Genomic DNA, 24,234 nt, shown 5'->3' with positions numbered 1-24,234 from the left:
CATCAAGGGTGCCACCCAATCGCCGGGGGTTTCGGGCAGGGTGCGGGAGGGGACGGCCGGGGTTCATGCGCGCTCGAGCAGCGTCACCGTCTCGACGTGATAGGTCTGCGGGAAGAGGTCCACCGGCGTCACGCGCGCGGGCGAGAAGACCCCGGCCTCGCCGAAGCGCGCGAGGTCGCGCGCGAGGGTCGCCGGGTCGCAGCTCACGTAGGCGATGGCGCGCGCGGGCTGCTCGGAGAGCCGGCGCACCACGTCGGCGGCGAGTCCCGCGCGCGGCGGGTCCACGACGATGACGTCGGCGTCGGTGTCCGGGAACTCGCGGCCCGCGTCGCCCCCGATGGGGTCGACGTTGTCGAGCCCGGCGGTCTCGAGGTTGCGGCGCAGGTCGCGGACTGCCGGCCCGTAGGACTCCACGGCGGAGACGAAGCCGGCGCGCCGGGCGAGCGGCAGTGTGAAGGTGCCGGCGCCGCAGTAGAGGTCCATGGCCTCCTCGTCCGGGCGCGGGTCGAGCGCCTCCATGACGAGCGCCACGAGCCGCTCGGCGCCGCGCGTGTTCACCTGGAAGAACGAGGGGGCCGAGACGCGCATGCGCTCCTCGCCCACGAGCTCCCCCCAGGAGCCCGCGCCGGAGAGGCACTCCACGCCCGCGATGCGGCGGGCCTTGGCCGGTCCCTTCTGCATGACGCGCACGACGGAGGTGGGGCGCAGCGCGTCCTCGAGCACCTTGGCCGCCTGGGCGCGCGGGAAGGCGCCGGGGTGGTCCCAGAGCGCGACCTCCACGTCGCGCGTGCGGCGCGAGACGCGGATCCCCACGCGCTCGAGGTCGAGCCCGTGGCTGTTGGAGAGGTAGGAGAGCGCGCCGGCGACGGACTTCACGGCGCCGGCGTGGGCCTTGTCGAGCAGCGGGCAGCTCTTGACGCGCACGACGCCCGCGCCGCCGGCCGCGTGCATGCCGAGCGCCACGCGCCCGCGCTCGCGGGAGACGGCGAGCTCGACCTTGTTGCGATACCCCCAGGGCTCGCCCGGGGTCTCGAGCGGGGCGACGAGGGCCTGGGCCCGCTCGTCGCCCATGCGGCCCACGCGGGAGAGCGCGTCGACGACGCACGCGCGCTTGGCCGCGACCTGCGCCTCGCGCGAGAGCGCCGCCCACGGGCAGCCCCCGCAGGCGCCGACGTAGGGGCAGGGGGGCGTGACGCGGTCAGGGGAGGCCTCGAGGACCTCGACCGCGCGGGCGTGGGCCCAGCGGCCCTCCTCGTGGTCCACGACGGCGCGGACGCGGTCCCCCGCGACGCCGCCGGTGACGAAGACGGCCCTGCCGTCACCGTCGTGGGCGACGGCGTCCGGGCCATAGGTCATGCGCTCGCAGACGAGCTCGAGCTCCTCGCTCACTCGTCACCCCCGCCGAAAAGGGTGCCGAAGGCCTGGCCAAAGAGCGAGAGCGCGCGGCCGACGCGCCCCCTGCGGCGCTCGGGCGCAGGCGCGGGACGCGGCGCGGGCCGGGGCTGCTCCGCCGCGGGCCGCGGGGGCTCGGGGCGCGGCGCGGGCGCGTGCTCCGCCTCCTCCCGGCGCGGCTCCTCCGCCGGCTCGTCTGCGGCCTCGGCGGGCGCGGGCGCAGGCTCCTCGACGGGCGTGAGGGCGGGGGCCGCCTCGGGCTCCGGCTCGAAGCGCTCGGCCTTCGCCGCCGCGGCGCGCGCCTCGACGGCGGCGCGTGCGCGCTCGTAGGCCTCCCTCAGCAGGACCTCCTGGCAGATGATGCGCGGCTCGTCCGGGCCGCACTCGACGCGCTCCCAGGTGCCCTCGGCCGTGAGCTGGCGCGCCTTGACGTTGTCGGAGAGCTGGAGCTCGATGAAGTGGCGGACGATTTCCGAGCACGCCGGGTCGCGCACGGGGTAGGCGATCTCCACGCGCCGCTCGGTGTTTCTCGTCATCATGTCCGCGCTCGAGAGGTAGATCGTGTCGGCGTACTCGCCGAAGGCGTAGATGCGCGCGTGCTCGAGGAAGCGCCCGGCAATTTGGCGCACCACGAGGCCGTCGGTCTTGCCGGGGACGCCCGCCTTGATGCAGCAGATGCCGCGCACGATCATGACGACCTTGACGCCCGCCTCGCAGGCCTCGGAGATCTTGTCGATGACGTCGCGGTCCGTGAGCGAGTTCATCTTGAGGAAGACGCGCGCCGGCGCCCCCTCTCGGGCGCGGGCGATCTCGCGGTCAAGCCCGCGCATGACGAGCGGCTTGAGCCCCACGGGCGCCACGCCGAGCTGGCGGTACGTGCCGCGGAGGTTGCCGAGCGAGAGGTTGCGGAAGAAGGTGTTGCCGTCCGCGCCGATCCCCTCGTCGGCCGTGAGCAGCATGAAGTCGGAGTAGAGGGTCGCGGTCTTCTCGTTGAAGTTGCCGGTGCCGAGGCACGTGATGCGGCGTATGCCGTCGCGGTCGTGGTAGGTGATCTGGCAGATCTTGGAGTGGCACTTGAAGCCCTCGGAGCCGTAGATGACCGTGCAGCCGGCGTCCTCGAGGCGCTCCGCCCAGGCGATGTTGTTGGCCTCGTCGAAGCGGGCGCGCAGCTCCATGAGGACGGTCACGTCCTTGCCGGCCTCGGCGGCGCTGATAAGGCTCTCGCAGAGGTGGCTGGACTTGGCCACGCGGTAGAGCGTGATCTTGATGGAGATGCAGGCGTCGTCGGCGGAGGCCTCGCGCACGAGGCGCAGGAGCGGCGTCATGGACTCGTAGGGGTAGGTGAGCAGGACGTCGTGGTCCTCCACCTGCCCGCGCATCGGGCGCGAGAGGTCCACCATCGGGGAGATCTGCGGCTCGAAGGGCCGGTAGACGCAGGCGGTGTGCACGTGGTCGGGGATGTGGGACTCGAGGCCGTAGACGTAGCCGAGGTCGATGGGCCGCTCGAGGTGGAAGATCCGGCGCGGCTCGAGCGAGAGCTCGCCCGCGACGAGGTCCTCGAGCTTCTTGCCGAGCTTGCCGCGGATCTCCAGGCGCACCGGCTGGAGGCGCTGGCGGAGCTTGAGGACCTTCTTCATGTGCTGGCGGTAGTCCTCCTCCTCCTCGACGCCCTCGCCGTCGGGGTCGATGTCGGCGTTGCGCGTGACGCGCAGCACGGCCGAGCGCTTGGGCACGTAGTCGCCGAAGCACTGGTCGAGCGAGGTCTCGAGCACGTCCTCGAGCAGGGTGTAGCGCCAGGCCTTGGGCGAGGAGGGCAGCGCCACGACGCGCGCCTCGGTGCGCGGGACCTCGATGATGCCGAGCAGCCCCGTCTCGTCGGCGCCGTCGAGCGAGCAGGCCACGAAGAGGCGGCCGTTCCTCAGGTTGGGGAAGGGGTGGCGCGGGTCCACGATGAGCGGGGAGATGATCGGCGCGAGGCGGCGCTCGAAGTGGCGGCGCACCGCGGCGCGGTCCTCCTCGGTGTACTCGGCGGGGGAGACGCGCACGAGGCCCTTCTCCGCGAGGAGCGACTCGACCTCGGCGAGGCCGCGCTCGTGGCGCTCGACGAGGGCGGGCAGGGCCTCGAAGATGCCGTCGAGCTGCTCGGCGGGCGTCTGGTTCGACTTGTTGTCGCGCGGCTGGTTCTTGAGCGAGGCGAGGTCGGAGAGGCCGCCCACGCGGATCATGAACCACTCGTCGAGGTTGGACTCGACGATCTCGCAGAACTTGAGGCGCTCGAAGATGGGGACGTCGGGGTCGTAGGCCTCGTCGAGGATGCGGTCGTCGAAGCGCAGCCAGCTGATCTCGCGGTTCTGGGTGTAGGAGAAGTCGCGCCTGCCGTCCTTGTCCTTGCCCGCGTACTTCTCGGCGGCCTTCTCGAGGTCCTTCTCGCGGTGGGCCGTCTTGGCGCCCTTCTTGACGTCCTGCTCCGCGGCGTCCCTGGTCTTGTCCTTGCTCATCGCGAACCTTTCGACAGCGTTGTGGTGTGAGCCTACCTCACGGTTATCCTCCATAGTACCGCTTGCGCGGGGCGCCGCCGCCCCCGCGCGCGTTAAGGTTGTGCAAAGCGCCCGGCGCGCGGCGGGCGCCGTCGCGCGGCAGGGCATACAATGCACTTCTCAGCACACCCCGCGACGGGCCGCGCCCGGAAGGAGAAGAACATGTCCGTGAGCCTCTCTGGGCGGAGCTTCCTCAAGCTCCTCGACTTCACCCCCGAAGAGATCCGCTCCCTGCTCGACCTCTCGGCCGAGCTCAAGGCCAAGAAGCGCGCGGGGGAGCCGCACCGCTACCTCGAGGGGAGAAACGTCGCCCTCGTCTTTGAGAAGACCTCCACGCGCACCCGCTGCGCTTTCGAGGTGGGTGCGGCCGACCTCGGCATGCACGCCGTCTACCTGGACCCCTCCGCGAGCCAGATCGGCAAGAAGGAGTCCATCGCCGACACCGCGCGCGTCCTCGGCCGCATGTTCGACGGCATCGAGTACCGCGGCTTCGGTCAGGAGCGCGTCGAGGAGCTTGCCGCCTACGCCGGCGTCCCCGTGTGGAACGGCCTCACCACCGAGTTCCACCCCACGCAGATGCTCGCCGACGTCCTCACGATGGAGGAGGAGTTCGGCCGCGACGGCATGCGCGGCCGCAAGGTGACCTTCATGGGCGACGCCGGCAACAACGTGGGCAACTCGCTCATGGTCGTATGCGCCAAGCTGGGGATCGACTTCTGCGCGTGCGGCCCCGCCGAGCAGATGCCCGCGGCGGAGCTCGTCGAGACGTGCCGCGGGATCGCGGCGGAGACCGGCTCCACGATCACCCTCACGCCCGACGTCGACGAGGGCGCGCGCGGTGCGAGCGTCATCTACACGGACATCTGGGTCTCCATGGGGGAGCCGGCCGAGCTCTGGGGAGAGCGCATCCGCCTGCTCTCGCCGTACCAGGTGACGGCCGAGCTCATGGCTAAGGCCGCGCCGGACGCGATCTTCATGCACTGCCTGCCGAGCTTCCACGACCGCAAGACCACGATCGGCGAGGAGGTCTACCAGAAGTTCGGCCTCGCGGAGCTCGAGGTGACCGACGAGGTCTTCGAGGGGGCGCGCAGTCGCGTCTTCGATGAGGCGGAGAACCGCCTGCACTCCATCAAGGCCGTGATGCTGGCGACGCTGCGATAGCGGGGTCCGCTCCGCACGCGGCCCCGGGGCGGCTGGCGAGAAGAACGCGCCCTCGCGGGCCCGTCCGCCTCTGCGCGGGCGGGCCCGCGGCGCATCGGGCGCCCGTCGCGGCGCGCGACGACGGTCCGCCTGGGCTTTTGGGGGGTTGTTGCGGGTGACGTGCCGGTTTGCGTTAGGGAATCGCCGCCGTTGCGGCCGGGGTGCCGGAATGCGTTAGGGAATCCGGGTCGTTGCATGGCTTGCGCGCGGCACCGTTGAGAAGTGGCGGCCGTTGCGGCCGGCGTGGCCGCGATCGCGCAGAAAAGCAGGGTCGTCGCGCGGAATGGGCGGCCACCCCCGGCACATTGCCGCCTCCGGCCCGCGGCCCTCGCGTCGCATGCGCCCGCGGGCGCGCAACGACTTCCAATCCCTAACGCCGCGCCCGCCAAAACCCGCAACGAGCGCCATTCCCTAACCCACGTCCCAAACGAAAGACCGCCGGCCAAGCTGACCGACGGTCAAGACGTGACGTCAGGTGCCTGGGCCGGCGCGTTGCGCGCGAGCGGGGGATGTGCCTAGTAGACCATGCCCATCGCCTCGCGGACCTCGTCGAGGGTCGCGGCGGCGATCTCGCGGGCGCGGCGGTTGCCCTCGTGCAGGACGTCGGCCACGTAGCCCATGTCCTGGGCGATCTTCTCGCGACGCTCGCGGATGGGCGCGAAGTAGCCGTTCACGGCCTCCGTGACCACGCGCTTGAGCTGGCCCGCGCCGCCCATGCCGATCTCCTCGGCGATCTCCTTCGGGTCGCGGCCGGTGCAGATGCCGGCCGTGGTGAGAAGTCCCGAGATCTCGGGGCGGTTCTCGGGGTCGAAGGTGATCATGCGCTCGGAGTCGCTCTTGGACTTCTTGATGAGCCTGGCCGTCTCCTCGGCCGTCATGGAGATGGAGATCGCGTTGCCGTAGGACTTGCTCATCTTGCGGCCGTCGAGGCCGGGGAGCAGCGGCGTCGAGGTGAGAAGCCCCGTCACGTCCGGGAAGACCTGGCCGTAGCGCTCGTTGAAGCGGCGGGCGATCTTTGAGGTGATCTCGATGTGGGGCAGCTGGTCGCGGCCCACGGGCACGATGTTGCCCTTGCAGAAGAGGATGTCGCAGGCCTGGTGGACGGGGTAGGTGAGGAGAAGCCCCGTGAGCGCGTGGCCGGAGGCCTCCTGCTCGGCCTTGACCGTGGGGTTGCGCTCCATCTCGGCCTCGGTCACGAGGGAGAGGAAGGGGAGCATGAGCTGGTTGAGCTCGGGCACGGCGGAGTGCGTGAAGATCATCGTCTTGGCCGGGTCGATCCCGCAGGCCAGGTAGTCGATGACCATGTTGTAGACGTTGTCCTTGATGTGCTCGGTGGTGTCGCGGTCGGTGATGACCTGGTAGTCCGCGATGATGATGTTGGTGCGCACGCCCATGCCCTGCAGGCGCACGCGGTCGACGAGCGTGCCGAAGTAGTGGCCCAGGTGGAGCCGGCCCGTCGGGCGGTCGCCCGTGAGCATGGTGTAGTTCTCGGGGTGGACGAGAAGGTCGGCGTGGACCTCGTCGCTCCTGCGCTTTGCCGCCTCGTAGCTTCCCTCGTTGGGCATGGTCTTCCCCCTTCGTCGCGCCGTGGCGCGTCCGCGTTCACACGGCCTCCTATGGTACGGCAAAACGGGCCGATTTGCCCGCCGCGCGCCGGCGTGCCACGGATTCGCTGCTAGAATGAACGCATTGCTCAGCGAGAGGGGAGAGGCCATGGCGAGCTCATACGGGACGGATGCCGACAAGAGCTCGCTCAGGAGCAACTACCTCATGGCCCGGCGCGCCATCCCGGCGCGCACGCGGCTCGAGAGCGACGCCTCCATCAGAAGCGCCCTCGCGGCGTTCCCGCTCTTCTCGGAGGCCCCCCTCGTGCTCGCCTACGTATCGCGCGGGGCCGAGGTGGACACGCGCGAGATCATCGCGTCCCTGCTCGCGGAGGGCGTCCGTGTGGCCGTGCCGCGCGTCGACCTCGAGGCGCGCTCGATGGACTTCCGAAAGATCGCATCGCTCGACGAGCTCGTCCCGCGCACGATGCGCATCCTCGAGCCGGCGGCTGACGCGCCCGTGGTGCGTGTCCCCGAGATGGTCGGCTCGGTCTGCCTCGTCCCGGGCCTCGTCTTCGACGGCGCCGGCTACCGCGTGGGCTACGGCGGCGGCTACTACGACCGCTTCCTCGCGTTCTATCCCGGCGACAAGATCGGCCTCGCGCGCACGACGATGCTCTCCTCCAACCCGCTCCCGACGGACGGGCACGACGTGCCGGTGGACTTCATCGCCACGGAGGGCTCCGTCTGGAGCTGCCGCCCCCGCTAGCCTCCCGCGGCCGTCAGTCGTCCCCGCCGGCACGCCGCCTCAGGCGCCCGATCGCGCGCCCCGCAAGGAGCCCCACGAGCGAGATCGCCGTCCCGACGGCGAAGGTGCCGAGGTCGGGTGCGTGGAGGTTTCCGGTGGCCAGCGTGTTGGCGAGCGACGTCGTGAGGTAGGGGACGAGCATGAGGCCCGCGCCGCAGGCGGGCGCCATGAGCCACGCCGCCCTCCCGTAGGCGCCGAGCAGCGCGGCGGCGACCGACGTGCCCAGGGTCACGGCGGGCATGACGAGGTAGAGCCAGAGGATGATGGCGCCCATGAGCTCGACGGAGTCGGCCGTCCAGATGGCCGCGACCGACGCGGCCCACGCGCAGAGATAGATGGCGAGAAGAACGAGGCCTGGCTTCCTGCGCATGACGGGCTCCTTCTTGACAAAGGTGTCAGGGTCGTTTGTCATGAACGATTTCATGACAAACGACCCTGACACCTTTGTCAAGCTTTATCGGGCCTAGAGGCCGAGGTGCTCGGCGAGGTCGTGCAGCGCCTTGCGGTAGCCGTCCAGCCCGAGCCCGGTGATGGTCTCGAAGCAGGCGGCGCGGATGTAGGAGACCTGGCGGAAGTCCTCGCGCTCGTCGAGCTTGGAGATGTGCACCTCGACCATGGGCAGCCCCACCGCCTTGGCCGCGTCGAGGATGGCGATCGAGGTGTGGGTGTAGGCGCCCGGGTTGATGACGATGCCGTCGTAGCTGCCGTAGGCGTCCTGGATGGCATCGATGAGGTCGCCCTCGTGGTTGGACTGGAAGCAGGTGCAGTCGTCGAAGCCGGCGTCTCGCGCGGCTGCCTGGCAGATCCTGAGGAGCTCCTGGTAGGTGTCGTGTCCATAGATGTCGGGCTCGCGGATGCCGAGCATGTTGATGTTGGGGCCGTTGATCACGAGCACGCGCGCCCGCCGCGGGCCGGGCGCCTCGTCGTCCTCCTCCGGCGAGTCGGGCTCGTCGAGGGGCTCGTCGATCGTCGCGGTGTCAAGCTCGGCGTCCGCAGGCTCGATCTCGCTCAGCAGGCTGACGAGCTCGTCCACCGCGGACGGCCCGTCGCCCTCCGCCTTGGCGGCCTCGGGGACCGCAGGCTCGGGGCAGAGGCGCCTCGGGGTGATGTGGACCCGTATCGAGCTCCTCTGCGGCGTCGACGCGGGCTCCGGTTCGACGTCGCTCGTGTCGACGCCGGTGATGCGGGCGATCTCGTCGTGGACGGCCTCGGCCTTGCCGGGCCCAAAGACGACCTCGATGCCATTGTCGCCGCTCCGCACGAAGCCGAGCACGCCGCGGGCGGCGGAGAGCTTGTCGGTGTCGACGAGCGTGGGGTCCTCGGTCACGAGTCTGAGACGCGTCATGCAGATGTCGTTGGCCGTGACGTTGCCGCCCCCGCCCACAGCCGCGAGGACCTCTTCTGCGATCTGGTGCCTGTCCACTCCGCGATCCTTTCCCGTCGTCGAATCGCGAGTCAGAGCCCCGTCTCCACTCACCGTCATACGACTGCGTCTTCTGTCATTTCGAGTGGCTAGTATACGTGTGACGCCACGTCGCGCACCCCCATCCCGCCGAGCGGCGCGGCGGGCGGTCAAGCCTCCGGCAAAACGTCACAAGTCGGCGCAGCGGGACGCGCGGGGCGAGTGGGCGAGCATGCCCCCGCGCACGGTTCTTCTCGCCACGGGGGCGAAGGCGTGCGTGGGGGCATGCCCGGGAGCCTCAGAGCCCCAGCAGCTCCCGGATGCGCGCGGCGTCCCCCTGGGGCGTGCCCGTGCACGCCACGACGAGGTCCGCCCACGCGCGGTAGCGCGGCATGCGCTCGGCGGCGAGCGCCTCGACCCCGCGCGCCTGGGACACGGGGCGGCCCTCGGTGCCGAGCTGGTCGAGCGGGCGGTCGAGAAGGACGATCGTGCCGTTCTGGCGCAGCAGGTCGTAGTTCTCCGGGCGCGTGACGACGCCCCCGCCGCAGGCGATGACGAGCCCCGAGCGCGCGCCGTAGCGGCCGGTGGCCTCGGTCTCCAGGGCGCGGAAGGCCGCCTCGCCGTCCTCGCGGATGATCTGGGCCGCGCCCCGGCCGCGCTCGGTGGCCACGACCTCGTCCATGTCGACGAAGGGCCGGTCGAGCGCGCGGGCGAGCGCGCGGCCGCAGCTCGTCTTGCCGGCGCCCGGCATGCCGATGAGCACGACGTTGCGCGTCTGGGAGCGGAGCTCGCGCTCTACCTCGAGGGCGAGCGCGTCGTCCAGCGCGCGCCCCTGGAAGAGCTCGCTCGCGTAGAGCGCCTGGGCGACGAGCATGGCGAGGCCCGACTCGCACGGCAGGCCGAGTCGCTCCGCCGCGAGGCAGAGCCCGGTGCGCTCCGGGTTGTAGACCACGTCGAGCACGCCCCTGAGCCCCGCGAGCGCGGCGAGGTCCGCCTCGGGGAGGGGGGAGGCGGGGCAGCGCGGGAACATCCCCACGGGCGTGGCGTTGACGAGAAGGACGGCGTCCGCGTGGCGCTCGACGAGCGTGGCGTAGGTCTCCTCCCCCGTACGCGAGATGACGACGGGCCGGGCGCCGACGGTGTGCGCGAGCGCGTCGACGACGGCCTGGCTCGCGCCGCCGCTGCCGAGGACGAGGGCCTTCTCGCCCGCGAGGGCGTCGTGCGCCGAGGCGCCGAGGCGCTCGCGGCAGAAGCGCTCGAGCATCCACGCGAAGCCGAGCACGTCCGTGTTCTCCGCGACGATGCGCCCGTCGTCGGCGCGCACGAGGGTGTTGGCGGTGCCGATGCGCTCGACGGCGGCCGAGCGCACGTCGGCGAGGAGGGCCGCCTCGCGCTTGTAGGGGATGGTCACGTTGAGGCCGCGCCAGGCGCCCTCGCGGACGAAGGGCGCGACCTCCTCGGGCTCGAGCTCGAGGAGCGCGTAGGGCGCGGAGCCCAGCCGCGCGTGGATCTCGCGCGACCAGCTGTGGCCGAGCGTGCGGCCGAGCAGCCCGAAGGGCGCCCCCCCGAGGTTCTTCTCGCCGGGCACTAGACCACCTCCGCGTAGCTTCCGAGATAGCGGAACTCCTGGCAGAGCGGGGAGAGCGTGGCGAGGAGCGACGAGAACTCGGGCGCCGCGACGGGGCACTCGACGTCGAAGTAGAACATGAACTCGAAGTCGCGCTCGGGGATGGGGCGGCTCTCGAGCTTGAGGAGGTTGATGTCGAGCGCGTAGAACTTGGCGAGCAGCTTGTAGAGGGCGCCCGGCTCGTGCGGCAGCACGATCATGAGCGAGGTCCGGTCCGCGCCGGGGTAGACCTCGAGGTCCTTGGAGATGCACGCGAAGCGCGTGTAGTTGTTGTCGCGGTCCTGGACGTCGGCGGAGAGCACGTCGAGCCCGTAGAGGTCCGCGCAGGGCAGCGACGAGAGCGCCGCCACGTCGAGCCGGCCGGACTCGGCGACCCCCTTGGCCGCGGCGGCCGTGTTCTCGCACACGCGCACGCGCACGTCCGGCAGGCCCGAGAGGAACTCGGCGCACTGGTTGATGGCCTGCTCGTGGCTCAAGATCTCCCGGATGCCGGAGAGGCTCGCGCCGGGCAGCGCGAGGAGGTTGTGGTCGACCTTCACGCGCGTGGTGCGCACCACGTAGAAGGAGTGCTCCATCATGAGGTCGAAGACCTGGTTCACGGTGCCCGCCGTGGAGTTCTCCACGGGGATGACGCCGTAGTCCGCGGCGCCCTGCTCGACGGCGCGGAAGACCCCGTCGAACGTGGCGGCGTAGGCGATCGCGGGGCGGCGGAAGATGCGCTCGGCGGCTATCTGGGAGTAGGCCCCCTCGACGCCCTGGCACGAGACGCGCGCGGAGCGGGGGAAGAGCTCCGGCGTCGCGGCGCGCGCCCGCTCCACGAGCGCGAGGGTGCCGTCGTCGGCGGAGTCGGCGAGCAGCGCGTGCTGGCGGGCGCGGGAGGCCTCCATGAGGAGCTCCATGAGCACCTGCGCGTAGGTGGCGAGGTCCTTGGGCGCGCGCTCGGCGGCGTCGGCCACCTTGGCGCGCTCGCGCGCGGGGTCGAAGACGCGCATGCCGTGCTCGCGCTTGTAGGCGGCGACCTCCTCGGACACGCCGGCGCGCTCCGAGAAGAGCCGGAAGATCTCCCCGTCGATGCGGTCGATTTCACGTCGTAGGTCAGAGAGCTCGGGCATGTGCGTCCTTTCTTCGTGCCCGCCGGGGGAGCGCCCCTCGGGCGGCGTGTCTCTCGGGGTGCGTCACTCGGCGGGCCAGGCGAGCAGGACGTCGGCGAGCGCGAGGGCGCAGACCGCCTCGACCACCGGGACGGCGCGGATGACGGCCGTGGTGTCGTGGCGGCCGTGCACCTTGAGGCGGGCGGGCTCCATCGTGGTGAGGTCCACCGAGTTCTGCTCCACCATGACGCTCGAGATGGGCTTGAAGGCGCAGCGCACGAGCACGGGCGCGCCCGTGGTGATGCCGCCGAGGATGCCGCCCGCGTTGTTGGTCGCGGGCACGCAGGCGCCGTCGCGCACCTCGTAGGGGTCGTTGTTCTGCGTGCCGGTGAGCCGGGCCGCGCCGAAGCCGCGCCCGAACTCGACGCCCTTCACTGCGGGGATGCCGAAGAGGGCGCGCGCCATGACGTTCTCCACGCCGTCGAACATCGGAGAGCCGGCGCCGGCGGGAAGCCCCGTGGCGACGCACTCCACGACGCCGCCGAGGGTGTCCTTGCGCGCGCGGGCGGCGGTGACGGCCTCGACCATGCGCTCGCCGGCGGCCCCGTCTATGGTCGGCATGCGCCGGCCGTCGGCGACGGCCGCCATCTGCCGGGCGAGCAGGTCGAGCGAGGCGGGGGAGTTGTCGAGCGCCGAGAAGGGCTCGTCGGCGATGCCCGCGAGCTCGGCCACGTGGGCGCGCACGTCCACGCCCCGGGTGGCCAGCCACTGGAGGGCGAGCCCGCCCGCCACGCAGAGCGGCCCGGTGAGGCGGCCCGAGAAGTGGCCGCCGCCCGGCACGTCCTGCTCGCCGTGCCACTTGGCCCAGGCCGTGAAGTCGGCGTGGCCGGGGCGCGGCACGGCGAGGAGGTTGTTGTAGTCGCGCGAGCGCGTGTTGGTGTTCTCGATGACGGCGGCGAGCGGCGCGCCGCAGGTCCTGCCGTCCGGGTTGAGGCCGGAGACGATGCGGGGGGCGTCGGGCTCCTTGCGGGGCGTCCCCCAGGGGTCGTTGCCGGGCGCGCGGCGCGCCACGAACGCGGCGAGCGCCTCGGCGTCCACGGGCATGCCCGCCGGCAGCCCCTCCACGACGCACCCCACGGCGGGGGAGTGGGACTGGCCGAACACGGTGACCCTGAGCGCGGTGCCAAACGAGGAGGGCATCACCGCTCCTTTCTGACGATGCCGCCGAGGGCCGCAAGGTCCTCGAAGAAGGCGGGATAGGACTTGGCCACGCACTCCGCCCCGAGGATGGTCACGGGGCCGGAGCAGCGCGAGGCGAGGACGGCGGCCATCATGGCGATGCGGTGGTCGTTCGCTGCGTCGACGGTGCCGCCGGCGAGCTCGGGCGCCCCCTCGATGACGAGGCCGTCGGGGGTGGTCTCGGCGCGGCCGCCGACCGCGCGGATCGCGGCCGAGACGGTCTCGAGGCGGTCGGACTCCTTGATGCGCAGGCGCGCCGCGCCGCGTATCCGCGTGGTGCCCTCGGCCACGGCGGCCACCGCGGCGAGCGGCGGCACGAGGTCGGGGCAGCTGCTCACGTCGAGCTCGCGGCCGCGCAGGAGGTCGCGCTCGCACGCCGCCCCGTCCGCGCGGCGGAGCACCCGCGCGCCGAGCAGGGCGAGCGCGGCGAGGACCTGGCGGTCGCCCTGGGCGCTCGCCAGGTCGAGCCCGCGCACGGCGACGCCCCCCTCGCCGATGGCGCCCGCCGCGAGCCAGAACGCGGCGTTGGACCAGTCGCCGCCCACGCGCACGGAACCGGGGGTGGCGTAGCCGCCCGGGGCGCAGACGACGTAGGAGCGCGCCTGCCGGCCGCCCGGCGTCCGCGCGCGGCCCTCGGAGACCTCGACGCCAAAGGCTCTGAGGGCAGAGACGGTGATGTCGATGTAGGGCCTCGACTCGACGGGCTCACCCACGACGACCTCCACGGGCGCGCGCAGGAGCGGCGCGGCGAGGAGCAGGCCGGTCACGAACTGCGACGAGACGTCGCCCGGCAGGGAGAAGCGCCCCGCCTCGAGCCTGCCGCCCACGGAGAGGGGGAAGGCCCCCTGCGGGGAGAGGCGCGCGCCGTGGGCGACGAGCTCCTCGTAGAGCGGGGAGAGCGGCCGCTCGGGGAGCCGGCCGTGCCCGGTGAGGCGCGCGTCGCAGCCGAGCGCGGCCACGACGGGCAGGAGGAAGCGCAGCGTGGAGCCGGACTCCCCGCAGTCGAGCAGGGCGCCGCGGCGGGCCTCGGGGAGGTTGTCCGTCGCCGAGGTGCCCGGGACGGGCCGGACGCGGAAGCCCGCGCGCGTGCGCGCGATGCGGGCGCCGAGGGCCTCGAGGCACGAGGCGGTGGCGTCGATGTCCTGGGAGGAGGTGGCGCAGGCGATGTCGGTCACGCCCGGCGCGAAGGCCGAGCAGACGAGCAGGCGGTGCGCCTCGGACTTGGAGGAGGGGGCGGCGAGCTCGCCGGAGAGGGGCCCGGGCCCGACGGTCACGTCCACGCTCACGCCCCCCTTCCGAGCTCGATGAGGCGCCTGAGCTCGTCCATGCCCACGCGGCGCAGCTCGACGCGGCCCGGCTCGAGCGGCACGACGAGGTTCACCGAGTCGCCGTGGCGCTTCTTGTCGTGCCCCGCGTAGCGCATGAGCTCGTCCGTGGGGACGTCGGTTGCCGTGGGCAGGCCGTGCGCCTCGACGCACGCGACGATGCGCTCGCTCGTCTCGGCCGCGCACCAGCCCATCCGCGCGGCGGCGCGCGCGACGATGCAGAGCCCCGCCGCGACGCAGGAGCCGTGGCCGAGGGCAAACCCGCTCGCGGACTCGATGGCGTGCCCGACGGTGTGGCCGAGGTTGAGCGTCTGCCTGAGGCCCCGCTCGCGCTCGTCGGCGTTCACGACGTCGCGCTTGATCTCGACGTTTCTCGCCACCACGCGGACGAGGCGCGCTTCGTCCGCGGCCGCGGCGGTGAGCGGCGCGCGCGTCAGCTCGTCGAGTAGCGCGGCGTCGGCGAGGACGGCGTGCTTGATCACCTCTCCGCACGAGTCGCGGAAGAGCTCGGGCGAGACGGTCGCGAGGCAGCGCACGTCGGCCACGACGGCCGCGGGCTGCCAGAAGGCGCCGGCGAGGTTCTTGCCCGCGCGCAGGTCGACGGCGGTCTTGCCGCCGACGGAGGAGTCGACCATCGCGAGGAGCGACGTCGGGACCTGCACGACGCGCACGCCGCGCAGGTAGAGCGCCGCGGCCATGCCCCCCATGTCGCCCGTGACGCCGCCCCCGAGCGCCACGACGCAGTCGTCGCGCGTGAGCCCGCGCTCGGCGAGCCCCTCGAGGAGCTCGCCCAGGGTGGCGAGGTTCTTGCTGGCCTCCCCCGCGGGGAAGGTGAGGCGCGCCGCCACGTCCATGCCCGCGGCGGCGAGCGACGCCTCGGCGGCGTCGGCGTAGAGCGGCCCCACGGTGGTCTCGGTGATGACGCAGGCGCGCGCCGAGGCCGTGGCCCGCCGCGCGACGGCGCCGAGGCCGTCGAGCACGCCCGCGCCCACGAGCACGTCGTAGGAGGCGGAGGCGGCGCTCACGGGGACCGTGCGGAACGCGCCCGCCGCGCCCTTCTCGCCCGCGCTCGTTGGTCGCGTGCTCATCGGCCGTCCACCTCCCGCTTGATCTTGTCGCCCTCCGCGAGGAGGGACTCGAGCCGCCCTGCGTCGCGCTCGTCGATGGCGTCCTTGTACTCCTGGAGGCTCCCGATGATGGTCCCGATCTCCTCCGAGAGGTAGTCGGCGTTGTCGAGGAAGAGCTCCGTCCACATGGGGGCGTTCAGGCGCGCGACGCGCGTGAGGTCCTTGTAGGAGCCCGCCGAGAAGCCGCGGTGCGCGCGCGCCGTGGGGCTCTTGACGTAGGCGTTGGAGACCACGTGGGCGAGCTGCGAGGTGAAGGCGATGACGCGGTCGTGCACGGCGGGCGTGGCGAGCGTGAAGCTGCCGAAGCCGCACGGCTCGAGGAGCTCCTTCAGGCGCTCGAGGACGTCGGCGCGCTCGAAGTCGTCCATCTCGGGCGGCACGACGACCATCGGGGCGCCCCTGAACATCGTGGCGCGCGCGTGCGCGAAGCCGGAGTACTGCGTCCCGGCCATGGGGTGGCAGCCGACGAAGGTGAAGGGGCGGCCCTCCGCGATCTTCTCGCAGCGCTCGCAGATGACGCGCTTGACGCCCACCGCGTCGATCACGATGGCGCCGGCGGAGAGGAGCGGGGCCTTCTCCTCGAGCCAGGAGACGGCCGAGGCGGGGTAGCCCGCGAGGATCACGAGCTCGCAGGTGGGCACCACCTCGTCGGTGAGCTCGCCGGCGACGGTCTCTATCATCGCGAGCTCGAGCGTGGAGCGCGTCCGGTTCCAGGCGTACGCCTCGACGCCGGCCGCGGCGAAGGCCTTGGCGAACGAGCCGCCCATGAGGCCGAGCCCCACGATGCCGATGCGCCCCGGGACGACCTCGGGCGCGAGCGCTCGGGCGGCCACCCTAGGCCCCCTCGACGTCGGCGGTGACGGCCTCGCGGATGAGCGAGATGCGCCGCATGGCGTCGGCGAACTGCTCGGGCGTGAGCGCCTGGGCGCCGTCCGACCAGGCCTTGGCGGGGCAGTCGTGCACCTCGATCTCGAGCGCGTCGGCGCCCGCGGCCACCGCCGCGTAGGCGGCCGGGCGCACGTAGCGCGTGTAGCCGGTGGCGTGGCTCGGGTCGCCGACGACGGGCAGGTGGGTGAGGTGGTGCAGCACCGGGACGGCGTTCACGTCGAAGGTGTTTCTCGTGCGCGTCTCGAAGGTGCGGATGCCGCGCTCGCAGAGCATGACCGACCCGTTGCCCTCGCTCATGACGTACTCGGCGCTCATGACGAACTCGTCGATGGTCTCGGACATGCCGCGCTTGAGCAGGACCGGCACGCCGGCCCTACCGACCTCGCGCAGCAGCGGGAAGTTCTGCGCGTTTCTCGCGCCCACCTGCAGGACGTCCACCCCCTTGTCGAGGAAGAGCCCCACGTCGCGCGGGTCCATGATCTCCGTCACGACGGGCATGTCGAGCTCGGCGCCCGCCTCCATGAGCAGGTCGAGCCCGCGCTCGCCCATGCCCTGGGAGGTGTAGGGGGAGGTCCGGGGCTTGAAGGCGCCGCCGCGCAGCATGGTGGCGCCGGCCGCGCGCACGGCGCGGGCTATCTCGATGAGGTTGTCGCCCTCGACCGAGCACGGCCCGGCGATCACCTGAAAGTTGCCGCCGCCCACGAGCACCCCGTGGCCGCAGTCCACGACGGTGTCCTCGGGGTGGAACTTGCGGTTGGCGAGCTTGAAGGGCTCGGAAACGCGCTGGACGCGCTCGACGATGTCCATGCTCTCGAGCAGGAACGGGTCGATGCGGGTGGTGTCGCCGATGATGCCGACCAGCGTCTCGTTGTCTCCCTGGGAGACGTTCGTCTTGAAGCCGCGGTCCTCGATCCACCTCACGAAGTGGTCGAGCTGCTCGGTCGTGGCGCTGTCCCTGACTACTGCGATCATTCGCTTCTCCTGGGTTGGGTGCGTGAAGTGCTGCGCGATGATACCACGGGCGTGTGACCGCGAGGTTACGGCGTCGGGCGCCCCCGTTTGTGGCGGCGGCGCGATTGAGCTATACTGCCCCTCGCACGCGCCCATAGCTCAGTGGATGAGAGCGTCTGCCTCCGGAGCAGAAGGTCGTGGGTTCGAATCCCCCTGGGCGCACCACGCACCGTCGCCCGGCCCCGCGAGGGCCGGGCTTTTTCGTGCGCCGCCGGGGCGTCTCTCTTTTTCGTAAGGTTTGCGCATGCGTCGCGGCCGCGTGGCACAATGGACGCTCCCAGAGACGAGAGGGGGGCGATGACGCTGGACGAGAAGAACGCCGAGCCGCGCGGGCTCACCGACGCCGAGGTCGCCGAGCGCGTGGCGGCGGGCCTCACCAACGCGAACACCGACGTCAAGACCAAGTCCGTGCGCCAGATCGTGGCGGAGCACGCGCTCACCCTCTTCAACGGCGTGAACCTCGCGCTCGCGCTGCTCGTGCTCGTCACGGGGCAGTACCGCAACCTCCTCTTCATGTGCGTCGTGGGGGCGAACCTCGTCATCGGCGTCGTCCAGGAGGTCCGCGCCAAGCGCATGGTGGACAGGCTCACCATCCTCACGCAGAAGGAGGTCACCGTCATCCGCGCCGCGGGCGAGCGGGCGCTGAGCCCCTCCGAGCTCGTCGCCGACGACCTCGTGCGGCTTGCGCACGGCGACCAGGTCCCCGCAGACGGCGTCATCGTGGAGGGCAACGTCTCCATGAACGAGAGCCTGCTCACCGGCGAGGCCAAGCCCGTCTCCAAGGGCCCCGGCGACGAGCTGCTCTCGGGGAGCTTCGTCGACGCGGGCAGCCTCGTCGCGCGCGTCACGCGCGTGGGCGCCGAGGGCTACGCCGCGCGCATCAACGCCGAGGCGAAGTACGTCAAGGCCGTGCGCTCGGAGATCCAGGAGACCCTGCGCGCCATCATCCGGCTCGGCACGGCCGCGCTCGTGCCGCTCGGGCTCGGCCTGTTCCTTCGCTCGCTTCTCATGGACGGCGGCAGCCTCGATGACGCGATCCTCACCTCGGTCGCGGCCGTCATCGGCATGGTGCCCCAGGGCCTCGTGCTGCTCACCTCGTCGGTCCTCGCCATCGCGACCTTCCGCCTCGGGCGGCGCTTGGTCCTCGTGCAGCAGGCCTACTGCGTGGAGACGCTCGCGCGCGTGGACACGCTCTGCCTCGACAAGACGGGCACGATCACCTCCGGCGAGATGGAGGTCTCCTCGGTGCGCGCCGCGCCCGGCCGCGACGAGGCCGAGGTCGAGGCCGCCATGGCCGCCATCGCGGCGTCCAACGCCGCCGACGCCAACGAGACCGCGCTCGCCCTGCTGCGCCACGCCGACGAGCTCGGCCTCGCGCCCGCGCCCGCCGCGCGCGCCGTCCCCTTCGACTCGGCGCGCAAGTACTCGGGCTGCGTCGCGGCGGACGGGCGCGCGCTCGTGATGGGCGCGGCCGCCTTCGTGCTCGGGCGCGACCGGGCGGCCGAGGCCGACGAGCTCGCGCGCGCCTTCGACGCCACGGAGCGCGTGCTCGTGGTGGCCGAGGCGCCGGGCTTCGACGAGGGGGGCGTGCTCCTGGGCGAGCCGCGCCTCATGGGCTGCGTGGCCATCCGCGACGAGATCCGCGCCTCCGCGCCCGAGACCATGCGCTTCTTCCTCGAGCAGGGGGTCGAGCTCAGGGTCATCTCCGGCGACGACCCGCGCACGGTCTCGGCCATCGCCGCGCGCGCCGGGGTGCCCGATGCGGGGCGCTTCGTGGACGCGGCGACGCTCGACACGACCGAGAAGCTCGACGCCGCCGTCGACGAGGCGCGCGTCTTCGGGCGCGTCACGCCGCAGCAGAAGCGCGACCTCGTGCGGGCGCTCCACCGCCGCGGGCGCACGGTGGCCATGACGGGCGACGGCGTGAACGACGTGCTGGCCCTGCGCGAGGCCGACTGCTCGGTGGCCATGGCCTCGGGCTCCGCCGCGGCGAGAAACGTCTCGGAGATCGTCCTTGCGGACAACGACTTCGCCCACATGCCCGAGGTCGTGGCCGAGGGCCGCCGCTCGATCAACAACCTCCAGCGCTCCGCGTCGCTCTTCCTCGTCAAGACCGTCTTCACGGCCGTGCTCGCGCTCGTGTGCATCGTCATGCCGCCCTACCCCTTCATCCCCATCCAGATGTCGCTGCTCTCCACGGCCGTCATCGGGATCCCCTCCTTCGTGCTCGCGCTCGAGCCCAACCACGAGCTCGTGCGCGGGAGCTTCCTCGCCAACGTGCTCGCCCGGTCGCTCCCGGCCTCGGCCGCCATCGTGGCGGCGCTTCTCGCCGAGCTCGTCGTGGGCCGCGCCCTCGACCACTCCTTCGCCGAGATATCCACGGTCTGCACCGTGCTCGTCGCCTTCGTGGGCATCGCGCTCGTGTGGCGCATCTCCCAGCCCCTCACGCCGCTCAGGACGGCGCTTCTCGCCGTGATCGCCGCCATTGTTGCGGGTGGGTGTACGGTCTTCGCCCCGTTCTTCGAGATGGTGGGGATGACGGGTAGCATGGGTGTGGTGATCGCCGCCGCGGGCGTGCTCGCGGTCGCGTTCTTCAACTGGATGTACGACCGCTCGCTCGCGGGCTACGAGAAGGACGAGCGCTTCGCGCGCCTCGTGAGAAAGGTGGAGGGCAAGCATGGCAGCAACGAATGAGTTTCGCGCGGCCGTCCTGGCGGCGCGCCGCCCCGTTACCGTCGAGGGCGGGGGCATCTCGCGCCTGGCGCACGTGGTCTCGGGCATCCCCGGCGCGGCGCGGCTTCCCCGCGCGCTGACCGTCCTGCTCGAGAACGTCGTCCGCCGCGCCGCCACCGACGACGACGCCGTGCGCATGGCCGCGGCCGTCGTCGAGGCCGGGACGTCGGGCGAGGCGGGCGCGGAGATCGAGTTCATGCCGGCGCGCGTGCTCTTCCAGGACTTCACGGGCGTCCCCGTCTTCGTCGACTTCGCCGCGATGCGCGACGCCATGGTCGAGCGCGGCGGCGACCCGATGCTCGTGAACCCGCGCATCCCCTGCACGCTCGTCGTCGACCACTCCGTGATCGCGGACGTGGCCGAGTGCGCGTGCGCGGTGGCCGAGAACCAGTGCCTCGAGGCCGAGCGCAACCGCGAGCGCTTCGCCTTCCTCAAGTGGGCGAGCCGCTCCTTCCAGAACGTCGAGATCGTCCCGCCGGGCGGCGGCATCTGCCACCAGCTCAACATCGAGCGCTTCTGCGGCGTGGTCACCACCGACGCCCTCGCCGCGGGCGAGGGGGACGTGGCCTGCTTCGACACCCTCGTCGGCACGGACTCGCACACCACGACCGCCAACGGCGTGGGCGTGCTGGGCTGGGGCGTCGGCGGCATCGAGGCGGAGGCCGCGGCGCTCGGCCAGCCCATCTCGATGCTCGTGCCGCCCGTGGTGGAGCTTCGCCTCTCCGGGGCGCCCGCGGCGGGCGTCTCGGGCATGGACGTCGCCCTCACGGTGGCGCAGCTCCTGCGCGCCGAGGGCGTCGTGGGCTCGATCGTCGAGGTGACGGGCGAGGGCGTGGCGTCGCTTTCCGCCACCCAGCGCGCGTGCGTGTCCAACATGACGCCGGAGTACGGCGCCACCGCCACGCTCTTCCCGGCCGACGACGTCACCTTCGACTACCTCGCGCTCGCCGGGCGCGACGAGGCCGAGATGGCCTTCGCGCGCGCCTACCTCGAGGCCCAGGGCGCCTACGGCGCGGCCGAGGGGCGCTCCTACGCCCGCACGCTCGAGCTCGACCTCGCCTCCGTCGAGCCCTCGCTCGCCGGCCCGTCCCGGCCGCACGACCGCGTGGCCGTCTCCGGCCTCAAGGAACGCTTCGAGTCCGCCGCGCGCGCGGCCGGGCGCGACCTCTCCGAGCGCGTCGAGGTCGAGGGCGCCGGCGAGCTCGGCCACGGCGCCATCGCCATCGCCGCGATCACGAGCTGCACCACGGCGACCGACCCGGCGATGATGGTCGCGGCGGGCCTGCTCGCCCGCCACGCCGTGGAGCGCGGCCTTGCGCCGCGCCCCTGGGTCAAGAAGGTCCTCGCCCCCGGCAGCCACGCCACCGAGCTTCTCCTCGAGCGCTGCGGGCTCGCGGCGCCGCTTCGCGCGCTCGGCTTCTTCACCTGCGGCTTCGGCTGCATGAGCTGCATCGGCAACTCGGGGGAGATCAAGGCGTGCCTGAAGCCCCACGCAGCCGAGCTCGAGCTCACGAGCGTGCTCTCGGGCAACCGCAACTTCGAGGGGCGCATCTCCCCGGACGTGAGCCAGAACTACCTCTGCCAGCCCGCCCTCGTGGTGGCCTACTCGCTCGCCGGCACGATGGACGTGGACCTTGCGAGCGAGCCGGTGGGCCTGGGGGCGGACGGGGCGCCCGTCATGCTCTCCGACATCATGCCCACCGACGACGAGATCGCCGCCGAGCTCGCGGCGCACTGCGACGCGTCGCTTTTCGAGGAGGGCTCGCGGGGCCTGCTCGAGGGGGCCGAGACCTGGCGCTCCATCCCCTCCGCGCAGTCGGCGACCTTCCCCTGGGACCCCGCCTCCACCTACGTCCGGCGCGCGCCCTACTTCGAGATCGCCCGGGAGCAGGAGGTCGTCGAGGTGCGCGACGCCCGCGCCCTGGCGCTGCTCGGGGACTTCGTGACGACGGACCACATCTCGCCCGCGGGCTCCATCGCCCAGGACTCGCCCGCCGCGCGCTACCTCACCGAGCGCGGCGTCGAGCCGGCCGACTTCAACACCTACGGCGCCCGCCGCGGCAACCACGAGGTCATGGCGCGCGGCACCTTCGCCAACGTCAAGCTGAGAAACGCGCTCGCGGGCGGCCGCGTGGGCGGCTGGACCAAGAACCTGCTCACCGGCGAGGTCACGAGCGTCTTCGACGCCGCCGAGGCCTACCGCGCGGCGGGGGTTCCGCTCGTCGTGGTGGCCGGCAAGCTCTACGGCTCCGGATCGAGCCGCGACTGGGCGGGCAAGGGGCCGCTTCTGCTCGGCGTGCGCGCCGTCATCGCCGAGAGCTTCGAGCGCATCCACCGCTCCAACCTCGTCCAGATGGGGGTGCTGCCGCTCCAGTTCCTCGAGGGGGAGGGCGCCGGCACCCTCGGCATCCGCGGGGACGAGACGTTCGACGTCTCCCCGGTCGACCTCTCGGGCGGGCTCCCGGCCTCCCCGCGCGCGACCGTCCGCGCCACGCGCCCGGACGGCACCTCCTTCAGCTTCGAGTGCGTTGTGCGCGTGGACACGCCGATGGAGGGCGCGTTCCTCGCGAAGGGTGGTATCCTTCCCTACGTCCTTGACGAGCTTGGCTAGCGAGAAGAGAGGGGAGGGCGCCGCACTGTGATCTGCCCCGCCTGCGGGGGGCGCGTGCCCGACGGCTCGCTCTGCTGCCCCCGCTGCAACGAGCCCATCGACTCCACCCAGCGCATCGCGCTGACCGACGCCTCGTGGTGCCCCGGCTGCGGCGCCCTGCTGCCGCCGGGCGCCGACGTCTGCCCCAAGTGCGGCTCGTCGGTGCGCCCCGAGGGGGCCGAGGCCGCGCCCGCGCGGCCGACGCGCGACCTCGACCTGCCCGACATCGGCTCGACCGGCGAGCTCGGCGACGCCGCGGGCGCGGAGGAGACGGGCGTCATCACGCGCATCGAGAGCGCGCTGCCCTCCGTCGACGACGCCTCGTCGCCCGTCTCGCGCAGCGACCGCATGCCGCGCACGAGGGCGTTTCTGCTCGCCGGGCTGCTCGCCGTTCTCGTGGTGGGCGGCGCGGCCGTCCTCATCACCCACCCCTGGGACCCGAGCGCCACGCGCATCTCCGCGACCACGCCCGCCGACACCTCGATGTCGGGCTTCCCGGGCTTCCTGGAGACGCTCGTCGGCCAGGACGGGAGCAGGGCGGGGGAGGCGCAGACCCTCGAGTCCGCCCTCGCCTCCGCCCACGACTCGCTCGGCGAGCTCTCCGGGCGCGTGGACGAGAGCGAGCGGCTCCTGCGCTCGGAGGGCGTCCTCTCCTCGACGTCGGCCGAGGACCGCGCGGCGGGCCTCTCGGAGGCGCGCTCCATCTCCATAGACGTCTCCAACCTCATCAACGACGTCTCGGCGCTCGACGACGGCAGCGAGGGGGTCTCCGAGAAGGTCGATCACCTCGAGACGCTCGGCAACTGGCTGCGCAACCGCTGCGACGCCCTCACCGGGGCGTGGGGCATCTCGGCCGAGTCCGGGGACCCCGCGGCGGACGCGGACAAGATCACCGGCGCCATGGACGCGGGCTCGGCCTTCCAGCGGCTCTTCTCGCAGAACTACGACGCCTGGGACCCCGCCGCCTGAGGCGCCCCGCCCCGGGCTCTCTGCCGAATATGTGAAACCTGGCGCCTCCTGCTAGAATCATCTAGTTGGAAGCATACTGCGCGCGTACGCAACGCGCCCCGAGAGGGGAGAGGGACATGGGCTTCATCCAAGACCCGCTCTACACGCCCACCTACCAGGTCGTGGGCGACGAGGTCGCCGTCTTCGACACGTCGCGGGGGACCATCCGCGCGCGCCTCGACGGCGCGGGCGCGCCCGTGCACGTGGCCAACTTCTGCGAGCTCGCCTCGTCGGGCTTCTACGACGGGCTGAAGTTCCACCGCTACGTCCCGGGCTTCGTCATCCAGGGCGGCTGCCCCAACACCCGCGAGATGTCCCCCGCCGACGTCGCCGCCGGGAAGGTCGGCCCCATGGGGCGCCCGGGGACCGGCGGGCCGGGGTATCGCATCCGCGAGGAGTACACGACCAACCCCCGCAACTCGCACGTGGACGGCGCGCTCGCCATGGCGCGCTCGATGGACCCCAACTCCGCCGGGTCCCAGTTCTACTTCTGCCTCGGGCCCCAGCACGGCCTCGACTCCGGCTACACGGTCTTCGGGTCGACGCTCGAGGGGCTCGACGTCATCGCCGCCCTCCGGCAGGGCGACGTCATCAACTCGGTCAGGATCGAGCACGCCGACGCCTAGGCGCCGGCGGGGCACACGTTGGAGGG

General features: G+C 72.3%; 18 protein-coding genes and 1 tRNA gene. 7 read left to right on the top strand and 12 right to left on the bottom strand.

Annotated elements, in window-relative coordinates:
* Window positions 1-63: 63 nt before the first annotated feature.
* A complete protein-coding gene (gene rlmD / locus H6A23_RS09480) occupies window positions 64-1,356 on the bottom strand; it encodes a 23S rRNA (uracil(1939)-C(5))-methyltransferase RlmD (protein WP_204831944.1) in 1,293 nt (430 codons plus the stop codon).
* A 29-nt stretch (window positions 1,357-1,385) separates the two neighbouring features.
* Complete coding sequence (ppk1, locus tag H6A23_RS09475) at window positions 1,386-3,890, bottom strand: polyphosphate kinase 1 (RefSeq protein WP_204831941.1); 2,505 nt, start codon at window positions 3,888-3,890, stop codon at window positions 1,386-1,388.
* 201 nt (window positions 3,891-4,091) lie between these two features.
* On the opposite strand from ppk1, the gene argF reads away from it, so the two are divergent.
* Entirely contained in the window at window positions 4,092-5,090 is a 999-nt protein-coding gene (gene argF / locus H6A23_RS09470; RefSeq protein WP_204831940.1) for an ornithine carbamoyltransferase, read from the top strand.
* 554 nt (window positions 5,091-5,644) lie between these two features.
* Here the strand turns inward: argF and trpS are convergent.
* Window positions 5,645-6,694 carry a tryptophan--tRNA ligase gene (gene trpS / locus H6A23_RS09465; RefSeq protein ID WP_204831939.1) on the bottom strand — a complete coding sequence of 350 codons (1,050 nt, stop codon included), beginning with the start codon at window positions 6,692-6,694 and terminating at the stop codon, window positions 5,645-5,647.
* Between the two features lie 148 nt (window positions 6,695-6,842).
* On the opposite strand from trpS, the gene H6A23_RS09460 reads away from it, so the two are divergent.
* Window positions 6,843-7,442 (top strand): 5-formyltetrahydrofolate cyclo-ligase, encoded by a 600-nt coding sequence (locus tag H6A23_RS09460; protein WP_204831938.1) that lies wholly within the window; start codon window positions 6,843-6,845, stop codon window positions 7,440-7,442.
* A gap of 13 nt (window positions 7,443-7,455) precedes the next feature.
* Here the strand turns inward: H6A23_RS09460 and H6A23_RS09455 are convergent, their stop codons facing one another.
* From H6A23_RS09455 to aroF, 9 genes are all read right to left on the bottom strand, one after another.
* A complete protein-coding gene (locus tag H6A23_RS09455) occupies window positions 7,456-7,851 on the bottom strand; it encodes a hypothetical protein (protein ID WP_204831937.1) in 396 nt (131 codons plus the stop codon).
* Between the two features lie 93 nt (window positions 7,852-7,944).
* Window positions 7,945-8,904: a type II 3-dehydroquinate dehydratase gene (gene aroQ / locus H6A23_RS09450; RefSeq protein ID WP_353653052.1), complete on the bottom strand. Its 960-nt coding sequence runs from the start codon at window positions 8,902-8,904 to the stop codon at window positions 7,945-7,947.
* Window positions 8,905-9,181: 277 nt separating this feature from the next.
* Entirely contained in the window at window positions 9,182-10,471 is a 1,290-nt protein-coding gene (locus H6A23_RS09445) for a shikimate kinase (protein ID WP_204831935.1), read from the bottom strand.
* Entirely contained in the window at window positions 10,471-11,622 is a 1,152-nt protein-coding gene (locus H6A23_RS09440; RefSeq protein ID WP_204831934.1) for a bifunctional chorismate mutase/prephenate dehydratase, read from the bottom strand. Before H6A23_RS09440 ends, H6A23_RS09445 begins: the two co-directional genes overlap by 1 nt.
* Before the next feature lie 63 nt (window positions 11,623-11,685).
* Entirely contained in the window at window positions 11,686-12,801 is a 1,116-nt protein-coding gene (gene aroC, locus H6A23_RS09435) for a chorismate synthase (protein ID WP_204831933.1), read from the bottom strand.
* Entirely contained in the window at window positions 12,801-14,120 is a 1,320-nt protein-coding gene (gene aroA, locus H6A23_RS09430) for a 3-phosphoshikimate 1-carboxyvinyltransferase (protein WP_204831932.1), read from the bottom strand. Before aroA ends, aroC begins: the two co-directional genes overlap by 1 nt.
* A 2-nt stretch (window positions 14,121-14,122) precedes the next feature.
* Window positions 14,123-15,253, bottom strand: a complete 1,131-nt coding sequence (gene aroB / locus H6A23_RS09425; RefSeq protein WP_204831931.1) for a 3-dehydroquinate synthase — start codon at window positions 15,251-15,253, stop codon at window positions 14,123-14,125.
* Complete coding sequence (locus H6A23_RS09420; protein WP_353653051.1) at window positions 15,250-16,125, bottom strand: prephenate dehydrogenase; 876 nt, start codon at window positions 16,123-16,125, stop codon at window positions 15,250-15,252. The genes aroB and H6A23_RS09420 overlap by 4 nt, the downstream gene beginning before the upstream one ends.
* Before the next feature lies 1 nt (window position 16,126).
* Entirely contained in the window at window positions 16,127-17,152 is a 1,026-nt protein-coding gene (gene aroF / locus H6A23_RS09415) for a 3-deoxy-7-phosphoheptulonate synthase (RefSeq protein WP_204831930.1), read from the bottom strand.
* A 127-nt stretch (window positions 17,153-17,279) separates the two neighbouring features.
* On the opposite strand from aroF, the gene H6A23_RS09410 reads away from it, so the two are divergent.
* From H6A23_RS09410 to H6A23_RS09390, 5 genes are all read left to right on the top strand, one after another.
* Window positions 17,280-17,356, top strand: a tRNA-Arg gene (locus H6A23_RS09410).
* Window positions 17,357-17,488: 132 nt separating this feature from the next.
* Window positions 17,489-19,885 (top strand): HAD-IC family P-type ATPase, encoded by a 2,397-nt coding sequence (locus tag H6A23_RS09405; protein ID WP_204831929.1) that lies wholly within the window; start codon window positions 17,489-17,491, stop codon window positions 19,883-19,885.
* A complete protein-coding gene (acnA, locus tag H6A23_RS09400) occupies window positions 19,869-22,535 on the top strand; it encodes an aconitate hydratase AcnA (protein ID WP_204831928.1) in 2,667 nt (888 codons plus the stop codon). The genes H6A23_RS09405 and acnA overlap by 17 nt, the downstream gene beginning before the upstream one ends.
* 27 nt (window positions 22,536-22,562) lie before the next feature.
* Window positions 22,563-23,543, top strand: coding sequence for a zinc ribbon domain-containing protein (locus H6A23_RS09395; protein ID WP_353653050.1), 981 nt, complete (start codon window positions 22,563-22,565; stop codon window positions 23,541-23,543).
* 116 nt (window positions 23,544-23,659) lie between these two features.
* The gene (locus H6A23_RS09390) at window positions 23,660-24,208 is read left to right on the top strand and encodes a peptidylprolyl isomerase (RefSeq protein ID WP_204831926.1); all 549 of its coding nucleotides are present in this window, start codon (window positions 23,660-23,662) and stop codon (window positions 24,206-24,208) included.
* Window positions 24,209-24,234 lie beyond the last annotated feature (26 nt).

It is taken from the genome of Olsenella uli (assembly GCF_016900775.1).
In the GTDB taxonomy this organism is placed as follows: domain Bacteria; phylum Actinomycetota; class Coriobacteriia; order Coriobacteriales; family Atopobiaceae; genus Thermophilibacter; species Thermophilibacter uli_A.
This window is presented reverse-complemented; position numbering and strand designations above follow the sequence as displayed.